7 protein-coding genes and 1 pseudogene are annotated in these 10,348 nt (G+C 63.5%); 1 reads left to right on the forward strand and 7 read right to left on the reverse strand.

Annotated features, from left to right (window positions below; translation table 11 throughout):
• Positions 1 to 21: 21 nt before the first annotated feature.
• Entirely contained in the window at positions 22 to 2,028 is a 2,007-nt protein-coding gene (locus RQI43_RS02420) for an EAL domain-containing protein (protein ID WP_311274081.1), read from the forward strand.
• Between the two features lie 416 nt (positions 2,029 to 2,444).
• On the opposite strand, the gene RQI43_RS02425 is transcribed toward RQI43_RS02420, so the two are convergent.
• The 7 genes and pseudogenes from RQI43_RS02425 to RQI43_RS02455 form a co-directional block, all read right to left on the reverse strand.
• A complete protein-coding gene (locus RQI43_RS02425; protein WP_311274082.1) occupies positions 2,445 to 3,101 on the reverse strand; it encodes a TetR/AcrR family transcriptional regulator in 657 nt (218 codons plus the stop codon).
• Between the two features lie 188 nt (positions 3,102 to 3,289).
• A complete protein-coding gene (locus RQI43_RS02430; RefSeq protein WP_311274083.1) occupies positions 3,290 to 3,778 on the reverse strand; it encodes a DUF892 family protein in 489 nt (162 codons plus the stop codon).
• A gap of 161 nt (positions 3,779 to 3,939) precedes the next feature.
• Complete coding sequence (locus RQI43_RS02435; protein WP_311274084.1) at positions 3,940 to 4,611, reverse strand: DUF2461 domain-containing protein; 672 nt, start codon at positions 4,609 to 4,611, stop codon at positions 3,940 to 3,942.
• Complete coding sequence (locus tag RQI43_RS02440) at positions 4,608 to 5,972, reverse strand: FAD-binding domain-containing protein (RefSeq protein WP_311274085.1); 1,365 nt, start codon at positions 5,970 to 5,972, stop codon at positions 4,608 to 4,610. The genes RQI43_RS02435 and RQI43_RS02440 overlap by 4 nt, the downstream gene beginning before the upstream one ends.
• A gap of 502 nt (positions 5,973 to 6,474) precedes the next feature.
• Positions 6,475 to 7,681: pseudogene (locus RQI43_RS02445) on the reverse strand (IS91 family transposase).
• A gap of 4 nt (positions 7,682 to 7,685) precedes the next feature.
• A complete protein-coding gene (locus RQI43_RS02450; RefSeq protein WP_311274086.1) occupies positions 7,686 to 8,594 on the reverse strand; it encodes a tyrosine-type recombinase/integrase in 909 nt (302 codons plus the stop codon).
• A gap of 852 nt (positions 8,595 to 9,446) precedes the next feature.
• Complete coding sequence (locus RQI43_RS02455; protein WP_056453467.1) at positions 9,447 to 9,980, reverse strand: MucR family transcriptional regulator; 534 nt, start codon at positions 9,978 to 9,980, stop codon at positions 9,447 to 9,449.
• Positions 9,981 to 10,348: the final 368 nt, after the last annotated feature.

The following is a 10,348-nucleotide window of genomic DNA, read 5'->3' on the forward strand; positions in this document are numbered from 1 at the left end:
TGGCGCCATAATGAGGGCCTCATGCCAAACATAGATAGCGAACGTCACCTGCACCGATGCGGCGGGCCTGATCTCGATAAGCTAATCCGCCGAGATCAATTGGAAGCAGTGCGCTTAAGCGTCGCTAGGGCTATACCAGTCAATATTCTGTTAGGCGTTGCTAGCATAATTGTTGCTTACCATTCGGAGCACGGTAGCACGGGCGTCATATGGTTTATGGCGTCTACATTCGCTAATCTACTGCGGCTTGGCCTATGTCGAGCCCGATGCCCCGGCTTGAGTCTGAATTCTTCGACGCCGCCGGAGCTATCGCGCGTCGCTGAACGATCCATTGACCTACATCTACGGCTCGCGTGGATAGGAGCTTTATTATCAGGATTTGTATGGGCTTGCCTGCCGATTTTATGCAATGGATATACCTCTGCACAGACACTTTTCTACCTTACGGTCACCTGCGGAATTACTGCAGGAGCCGTAGTCTATGGCACGGCTTTTGCTCTCATTCCGTTTTGCTTCATCGCCCCCGCACTGACGTCAGTTGTGTGCTGCTTACTCTATACGGGGGGCTTTGACCGCTACTTTCTTGCCGCCACCGTACTTCTTTACTTAGTTGCATTAACACGCAGCGCAGCCGAGACGGAGAAAGGATTTCGAGAGACGACCCGATTGAAATTCGAGGCCACGGCATGGGCACAGGCCAGTGACGCGGCGCATGCGAAGGCGCAAGCCCTAGCAGACGAAATGCAGCAACGCGCGACTTACGACGATCTAACCGGCCTCCTCAATCGAGCGGGGTTTGTACAGATTTCGGCTGAGCGGTTCCTTGGCCACAGTGAGACGCGCTGCCTCCTGCTCCTTGATCTCGATGGCTTCAAGTCTGTTAATGACTTATACGGTCATAGCGCTGGCGATCGAGTGCTTAAGGAAGTTGCGCACCGTATACAGGAAGTCCTCCCGTTAGAATGCTTCGCGGCTCGTCTAGGTGGAGACGAATTCGCTATTTTGTACGATCCGCAGACCGTTAGCGAGCCTCCAACCGCCCTCGCGGAGCGGTTGATTGGTGCGGTCGCCAAGCCGTTTGAGAGCTTCGATGCCGGACGGTTGGGTCTGAGCATCGGCATTTACAATGAGATCGCCAACAGCATTACTAACATGTTGAGTTATGCGGATGAGGCTTTGTACGCGGCCAAAGGTGCAGGTCGGAACCGGTACCGTGTATTCGATGAAACATTGCGAAATCAGCTTCAGATGCGGCGCGACATTAAGCGTGATTTGACACGGGCTTTGGCCGAGGGAGAGTTAGACGTTTGGTTCCAGCCAATCTTCGGTCTGGGTGGCCGGAAGTTGACTAGCCTGGAGGCCCTGGTCCGGTGGCATCATCCAGCGCACGGATGGATTCCCCCTGGTGACATCATTGGTGTTGCTGCCATGTCGGGTCTCACTGAATCTCTATTACGCTTTATATTGGAACGTGTCTGTACAATGATGCTTGCGCTCGTCAATCAAGGGCGATCGGACATCGTAATTGCGATGAACCTCTCACCACGCGAGATGGCTCAGATCCCGGTCGATGAGATTGTTCTCGATCGGCTCCGTGCTTTCGGCCTCCCTGCCAAGATGCTGGAGATCGAGATCACGGAGGAAACAGCGCTCGACATCGAGGCAGTGCAGGACAAGCTCCAAGCCTTATCGCGTGCCGGCATTCGCCTCACGGTTGACGATTTCGGTGTTGGATATTCTTCGCTGGCGTCTCTGCGCCAATTAAGGGCCAGCAGGCTTAAGATCGACAGAAGTTTAGTTACTGGACTCACGGAATCGGATGATAAGAAGGGTCTCGTGATGGCAATGGTTGGCCTAGGGTTGGCTCTGAAGCTTGAAATAGTAGCAGAGGGGGTCGAAACAGCCGATGACCTTGAAACGCTACAAGGTATGGGATGTAAATTTTTTCAAGGATACTATCTTGGGCGACCGGGAACAGCATCCAGTGCGATAAAATTTGTCCTCTCTGGCGCTGCAGATGCAGCATAGGTTGCTTTTGATTGCCAATGATGAAAAATTCGGTTGATATAAAAGCTTTTTTTATTTTATATTAGCCTTTGCGTTTGTAAATCAACAGTTCAGTGTCATTTTCACACAGTCATATTGGTCGAATCGGTGGCCTCCATATCGATTATTTGACCGGCACGCCTCATGTCCCTCGTGCTCGTCATCTGATGGGCGTCCGATACGGCCAAGTCACGAATGTCTGCTTTCGGGCGGATGGCTAAAGCCCGCTTCCCACCCCGAGCCGAAATTGCCGGGCGGTCGACGAATGGCTGCTTTCGGGAAGCGCCGACGCCGGTCTGTAAGGCTGGTGTGGGTCGGGAGCAGTTGATCCGCTCCACGACCGGGTCGGGTGGAAAGCGGCGCGACCGCTTTCGGTCGCGAAAAGCTCCAAGCGGACATCAACACCGTCCGTTCAGCAGGATCTCGGCGACCTCGGGCACGTCCCGGGTCGCCCGTTCGCACAGTCCGGCAAGGTCCGCACCTGAGAAGGCGTGCATGTAGAGAGGGTGGAGGGCCATCTCGACGAACCGCGCTGCCATCGGGGTTGCGTCCATCACCGCCGCGTCGGAGCCGTCCGTGGCCAAGCACTGCGCGATGCAGCGGACGCATCCGCCAAAGCCGATCCGGAATCCCTCGCGACCGAGTTCGGGAAACGCCTTCGCCTCGGCGATGGTCAGGCGCATCAGGGCGATGCTCTCCTCGGCCAGCGTAAGGTTGGCGAGCTCGATGCCAACCTGGACGAGGCGTTCCTTGGGCGTCCCGTTCGTCGGGACGATGGCCATTCGGGCCTGCAGTTCGTCGACGTAGCGCAGCACCACCGCCGAGAAGAGTGCCTCCTTGGTCGGGAAGCGCCCGTACAACGTCGTCTTCCCGGTGTGGGCGAGTTCCGCGATCTGGTCGACCGTGGTGCGGCCGAACCCCTGTTCCAGGAACAGGGACGAGGCGACAGTGATGATGCGCTCCTCGATTTGTCCGGCCTGGTCGGCGCGCGGGCGTCCACGGCGCGGGCGGTCCGGCGACGAAGGGACGGGGATACGCTTGCCGGACTGGTCCAAGATCGGAGCCGATTTCGCTGGGGGACGCATGCATCGAAGGTGGTGCGTGTGAACGGCCAAGCCAAGCCGTCCCGCACGGCCGTCCACCTGTGATGGTAAGCGGCGACCGACCTGCGCGAGTGGGCGGAGCGCCGGCCGGTCGCCGTTATCACGAGGCCGAAGGCCCCGTGATCCCTGTCGCCGACGGGCTACGCGGCCTGCTTGCCGACCGCGGACTCGGCGGCCTTTGCGTAGCGCTCCTCCAGCGCCTTGCTCTCCTGGCTGAGGCACTCGAACTCCTCGGCCTGCTTCGAGAGGCCAAGTGCCTTCGCGTAGGTCACGTGGCACTGGAACGCGGTGGCCACGTAGGTCAGGCCGGCCCGGGCACCGAAGCCGATGGCGACGTCGCGTGTCTCGTCGTCCTGGGCAGCTTTGACGGACATCTCCGTGCCTTCAGCGATGCCGGCCTGGATACGGTCCTTGAAGTCGTTCGGCTGGGTGTCGAGCTCCTTCAGGAAGTCGATCATCGCCTGCTGCTGGCGGCTGCACAGCGCCGCGCCCTCGCCAGCCAGCTTCTTGAACTGGGGATCCTTGAACTGGCCCTCGGCCCGGGAGGCTGCCGCCTTGCCCTGCTCGGAAGCCGAACGGTAGGCCTGAAGGCCGGCGATGTACCAGGTCTTGATCGTGTCGTGGGACATTCGGATTGCCTATCTGTTGGGGCGTACGATCCGCCACGCCCGAGGGAGATGCGGTCCGCGGGGCAATGCCCGGAGCATTAAAAGGACGATGGCGTCCTATTATGGGAAGTCGTGGTTCAGCCCATGGTTCCTGGCCGGTGCCGCTATTTCGACTGGGGCCTTCAGCCGGCGATGGCGCCGTTGAGGTAGCCCACCAGGGGCTGGGCCACCTTGAAGGTCTCGACGACGACGTCGAGGGCATCCTCGTCCTGGAGCTGCTTGTTCGTCAGCTTCCGGTTGGCGCAGAACCCCTTCATGCGCAGGTACTCGATGGCCGGGTGGTCGGGCTCGTATCCCTGGGGCGCCCGTTTCAGCTCGCCCGGGCTCGTCAGCCCGTCGGGGAACATCGCCTTCATCTCGCGGGACTCGACCACGCCGGTCCACTTCGGCACCGACGCCGCGATCCGCTTGCGGATGTGGTCGAGCGCCTTTGGCTCGGTCGTGAAGATGCCGCCGCCCGCGTAGCAGCCGCCCGGCTCGACATGGAGGTAGTACGAGGCCGACCCCTGGTAGTCGCCGACGCTGTTGAGCATCACGAACAGGTCGGTCTTGTAGGGTGGCTTGCCCTTGGCGAAGCGCATGTCCCGGTTGATGCGGGTCACGCACTTCGTCGGCTCGGCGTTCGCCTTCTTCACCTTGGGATCGAAGCTGGACGCCGCGTCGATCAGGAGGCCGGCTACCTCGACGAGGTTGGACTTCGCACGCTCGTAGTCGTCACGATGCTCCTCGAACCAGTCCTTGTCGTTGTGGGCCGCGATGCCCTTCAGGAAGTCGAAGGTGTGCTTCTCGATCATCTGGGGGCATTCCTTTCGCCGAAGTCGAACGATGGCGTGTCGTGCACCGGACGCGCCCCGAGCGCCGATGACTTTGCGCCCCACGCGGCGCGGGCTGCGCGAGCGGCGGCCAGGTGGTCGACCAAGGGCGGCGGTAGTGGCGATGCGGGATGCAGCCATGGCTCGTGGCCGAACCCGGCCGGAAGGCTGGCCAGTTCGGGCAGCCAGGCACGGACGTAGCTCTCGTCGGGGTCGAGGTCGCGGCCTTGCTTGACCGGGTTCAGGATGCGCGGCCCGCGATCCTGATTGACCCGGCCGTCATTGATCGCGACCTGGAGCCAGGTGATGCCGGGCTCGTAGTCGTTGAACATCTCCGCCAGAACCGTCCCGACCTCGAACGGAGGCAAGCCTAGGAGCTGCACCGCATAGGAGGCGGCAAGCTGGCGGAGGCGGAAGTTGATCCAGCCGGTCGCCTTCAGCTCGCGCATGGCCGCGTCAGGCATGGGGATGCCGGTGCATCCGTCCCGCCAGGCTTCGACCCTGCGCCGCATCTCCGACGTGATCGGGAGCGGATGCAGATCGTCCTCATAGCGGGAGAAAGTCGTGAGGAAGCCGGGACGGTAGCGGACGCGCCCCTTGAAGGCGCCGAAGGATTTCCCCGCGACCGTACGGGCCTGGCCCGGGTTCGCGCGGTGCCAAGCGCGTTCCGCCGCCTCGGTTTCGACCCTAGCCCTGTCGCTGGACAATGTCCCAGCCGCAAAGTGGGTCGAAAGCAGGCTGGTGCTCAGCCGGTCTCGGCCCGGCACCCACATGCCGGCCAAGTAATCGCGTTCCGGCAGGATCCTAAGGAAGGCCCGCAGTAAGGCTATCGGGTGATCCTCCGGCAACGCCCCCGGTGCGACCTCGCCCGCATCGGTCAGGAACGGCGTGTTGGGCCTGGCCCCTCCCGCTCCCTTGCGACGGATCATCTCGCCATTGACGGTCAGAACCTGGATGCCGGCCGCCGCCAGCTCGTCCGTCCATTGCCTGTGATGGGCAAGTTCGGCAGCCATGCCATCGGCGGCGTTGCGGATGACCACGGAACATCCATGCCGCCGACAGGCCGCCGCGACGGACGTGTCGTCACCAGGGCCGCGCACCTCGAAAGGTATGCCTTTGGCCGAGAAATGCGCCTCAAGTCGCGCCTCGGCTGCCTCCTCAAGAGCGCGCCGATGCGGAGTCCGCCTGGGTCGCCCCCGCGCCTCCGGGGCGATGCGCAGCACCGCCATGCCTCCGTAACCGGTCGTGGCCAGCCTGAGGGCAAGATTGTCCTCAAGCCTCAGATCTTCGGCAAGCCATAGAAGGACCCTGCAATCGGTTTGTCGGACGGTCGCTGCACGCATTGCAAAGAAATAGTACGATAGCGTACTATTTCAATATCGGGGTCGCAGGTAGGATGCGGATCGTCCGCTTCTCGTGCCGAGCCGAAGTTGCGGGGCGGTCGACGAACGACCGCTTATGGGAAGCGCCGATAGCGATCTTGGCGGCTGGGTTGGGTCGGAGGCGGAACGTCCGCTTCAGGGCCAGGGGGCAGGGACCGCTTCCCTGAAGAGTTTCGGGCGCCGAGAGGCGTACGAAAGTCTTGGAAGAACGAACCCGCGGGATGGCGGACGCCGAGCTATGGGGATTTTGGCTGGGCGTCGTCCCCAGTGTGGGACGGAAGGCGCGTGAATGCCGCCGCCTGGGTGCCTGAGCGGTTCCGTATTGCCCGGTCACCGGCGTTCGACGAAGGGCCCGAATGTCGAGAGGCAGTGTTCGCGAGGCTCATCACGGCGTTCGGCACGCGGAGAAGCGAGCCCCGAGGTGCGGGTCCTCGGATGGCTGGCGCTGTCAGGCCATGCCGGGTCATGGCGTACACGCCCGGTTCGGCGCGGGGCGGAACGGCGGCCCACGCGGCTCGTACCAGCCCGCGAAGGCGCCGACGATCCTCATGGGACCACCGCAGCAGGGGCAAGGCCCTCGCACGTCGGTGGCAGCGTCTCGCGCGTCCGGCTCAGAGTCGGTGGATCGCGGCGGGACCGGTGTGCCGAGGATCGCGCGGATGTGGGCCAGACCGGCCTTCCGGTTCGAGCCGGTGAGGAAGCCGTAGTGCCGGATGCGGTGGAAGCCGCGCGGCAGGACATGGAGGAGGAAGCGCCGGATGAACTCCGTGGCGGACAGGGTCATGACCCGCGCCTGCCCGCCCTCAGCGCGCCGATAGTCCTTGACGCCAAAGCTGACGTTTTTCCCGTCGAAGGCGAGGATGCGCCGGCTGGAGATGGCCACGCGGTGGGTGTAGCGCGACAGATAGGCGAGCACGGCCTTCGGTCCGGCGAAGGGCGGCTTGGCGTAGACGACCCAGCGCTTCCTGCGCACCGGGGCGAGCGCGCGGACGAAGGCCTTGGCGTCGGAGAGTGGGGCCAGGGTGCCGAAGAAGGCGAGCATCCCGGCCTCGTGGAGGGCGGCGAGCCCTTCGAGGAACAGGCGGCGGAACAGCATGCCCAGTACCCGCACCGGCAGAAGGAAGGCAGGGCGCGACGCGACCCATCGGCTCCCGTCATGCGAGAGGCCGCCGCCGGGCACGATCATGTGGAGATGGGGATGGTGGGTCATGGCCGAGCCCCAGGTGTAGCACGGCGGTGAGGCCGATGCGGGCACCGAGATGCTTCGGGTCGGCGGCGATCCGCGTCATGGTCGCGCTCGCTGCCCGGAACAGCAGGTCGTAGACGGCGGCCTTGTTCTGGAAGGCGATGGCGGCGATCTCGGCAGGCAGGGTGAAGACGACGTGGAAGTAGCCGACCGGGAGCAGGTCGGCCTCGCGCGCGGCGAGCCAGTCGCGCGCCGCCGCGCCCTGGCAGCGTGGGTAGTGCCGGTTGCGGCAGGCGTTGTAGGCGACGCGCAGGTGGCCGCACGCGTCGCAGCCCTCGATATGCCCGCCGAGGCTGGCCGTGCGGCACTGCTCGACCGCCGCCATCACCTTGAGCGCCGCCAGGTTCAGGTGCCCGGCCCTATCGGCGCGGTAGGCGGGGCCGGCGGCGCGGAAGACGTCGGCCAGCTCGATCGCGGCGCGCATCGCCTCAAGCCGGTACCGGGCCGTCCGTATGGAACAGGGCGAGCCTGTCGAGTGGGCTCGTCACGGCCCGCACCGTCCGGGTGGCGACCTTGGCGTAGAGCGCCGTCGTGTCGAGCCGGGCGTGTCCGAGCAGCACCTGGATGACGCGGATATCGACGCCGTTCTCCAGGAGGTGGGTGGCGAAGGAATGGCGCAGGGTATGGGGACCGACACGCTTGGGGATCCCGGCCGACCGGGCCGCCTCCACCACGATGCGGTGAAGCTGGCGCGTGCTGATCGGGCGGGCCCAGTCCTGTCCGGGAAACAGCCAGCCCTCGCGATGCAGGACGCCCTGGCGGTGTCCCTCGGTCCACCAGCGCCGCAGGAGACCCAGAAGATCGGCGGACAGCATCGCGTTGCGGTCGCGGCCGCCTTTGCCACGCTCGACCCGCAGGAGCATGCGCGTCGAGTCGACGTCGGCGACTTTGAGCGCGGCGACTTCGGCCACGCGCAATCCCGCGCCATAGGCCACCGACAGGGCCGCCAGATGCTTCAGGCAGACCGTGGCACCGAGCAGCCGCCCCACCTCCTCGGGGCTCAGGACGTCTGGCAGCGGGCGCGGATGGTTGAGGCGGACCAGCCTGCGGGCGAGATCGGGCCGCTCGATCGTATGGACGAAGAAGAAGCGCAGGGCCGAGACGATGGCGTTCATCGTCGGCACCCCGAGGCCGATCTCCTGCTGCGCGATCTGGAAACGGCGCAGGTCGTCGACGGTCGCCGTGTCGGGCGAGCGCCGCAGGAACGTCGCCAGACGCCCGACATCGCGGAGGTAGTTGCGCTGCGTCTCACGCGAGAACCGGCGCAGGGTCATATCGTCGACAAGGCGCTGGCGCAGCGAGCCGACGGAAGCGGCGGGAACGGCAAGGATGGTCATGGAACCGGCTCCACTCGATGGAAGGGAGCCAGGATCGTCCGCCCAGGCCGGGCGACGCTCAATCAGCGCAGAGCTGTCGTCTCAATCCGCAAACCTCGAAGCTGCCACCCATCCCGCGTAAGCGGGTTCGTTCAACCACCCTTCTCAGACGTTCAGCACAGGCACTAGGCACCTGTGCCTCATCTGCCATTCCCGATCCGGGCCGTGTCGGTTCCAGCGCCTTGTCCTTCCGCTAACCGACCCGGTGCATCCTCCCATCGAGCCAAGTTGCGTATCGGCTCACTGTGAGATGGACGGCCCGCCCCGCCGGCCCCGTGATCAGATCGCCGCCCCGATCTGATCACGGGGCCGGCGGGGCTGCTTCTCGCCTTGGGCCTTGCTGAGAGCGGCGTTCGCAGGGCTTCCCGTCGCCCCCCATGGCTTCCGCAGAGACCATGCCCAAAAAGCCGGCCTTATGGAGCAAATGCACCAAGGTGCGACCGCCGAACCTCAGTCGAAGTTCGTGCGATAGGGCTTGATTTTACGGAGGGTTTCCTTCGCTTCTTTCATCAAAGCACGGCTGCGCTTTACCTCTGCCCGCATCTCATGAGCTAACTTGATCGCCTGCCCAACTTGCTCCCGCACTAATGGGATAGCGTTGCTCCCTATGGGGCTGACGGTGTTCGACAAAGGGTCACCATGGCGGAGGAGCAGCGAGGGGGCGGCACGGCACTCGCTAGATTGCGGGGTGCAATCTTACAGGCCCATCCTTGTGCAACCGCTTTTGCGCGGTCGCACTCACCTGAGTTGGGGGTGCCGAGATTTTCTGAGACCCAAGCGGAAACGGCACCTGAGATGCTGCCGTTATGTTCGTCAAGCTGCTGCGGCAGCCTTCCGAGGCCGACCCGCCTTCTTGGGTTTCTCCGGAGCCGGAGCGGTCTCTTCAACGACGGCGTTTTCCGGCACGACAGCCTTCGCCTTGGCCGCACCATTCCGCTGCTGCCCGAGACCGAGTTGCTTGGCCAGGGCGGACCTTGCAGCCGAGTAGCTTGCGGCGACCATGGGGTAGTCGGCAGGTAGGCCATGCTTCGCGCGGTAGGTCTCGGGGCTCAGTCCACGGAGCGTCAGATGCCGCTTCATCGTTCTGTAGGGCTTGCCATCCTCGAAGCTGATGAGATGGTCGGGCGTTATGGACTTCTTGATCTGAGCCGGCGTCGCCTTCTCGATCTTGTCCTCGGCCACCGTACCGGTTCCACCAATCGCAAGACTGCTGACGGCAGCATGCACGTTGCTCAGCAACTCGCCCAAGGCGCTTGTTGGCAAAGAGTTATTGGAGACGTAGGCGGCGACGATGTCCGCTGCGAGTTTGATGTAGTCTGGCTGAGAATTTTGGGTGCTGTCGGCCATAGCATTTTCTCTGAGGATCCGTGGACGCCCCATAGAGTAAGTTTGGTACGAAACACAACGCTTTCACCAAGCAAAACTCACGTAGCTTGTTGGATGGCGTCACCCTGAAGCGATTAACTCCGCTCAGTGTTGCCGGATTGGATTGCAGAGCACGGGGCGCCAAGGGGACCGCCCCTGGCGCTTCAGTAAGGCCGGCATCATCACGACCGACCTCGCGCCGCCCCTGATGATGAGCGTGGTAGAGCTTCCGCTTTCAACCGAGGCTGTGTGAGAACGCATTTGCGGCCTGGAAAGATCTGACAGCGCATCGCGCAAAGGGACCGGGCTTTCAGCCTCGGATAGCTGCGATGAGCGGGCCGGCACCGAGG

Origin of the sequence: Methylobacterium sp. WCS2018Hpa-22 (assembly GCF_031843785.1) — a bacterium.
Taxonomy (GTDB): Bacteria; Pseudomonadota; Alphaproteobacteria; order Rhizobiales; family Beijerinckiaceae; genus Methylobacterium.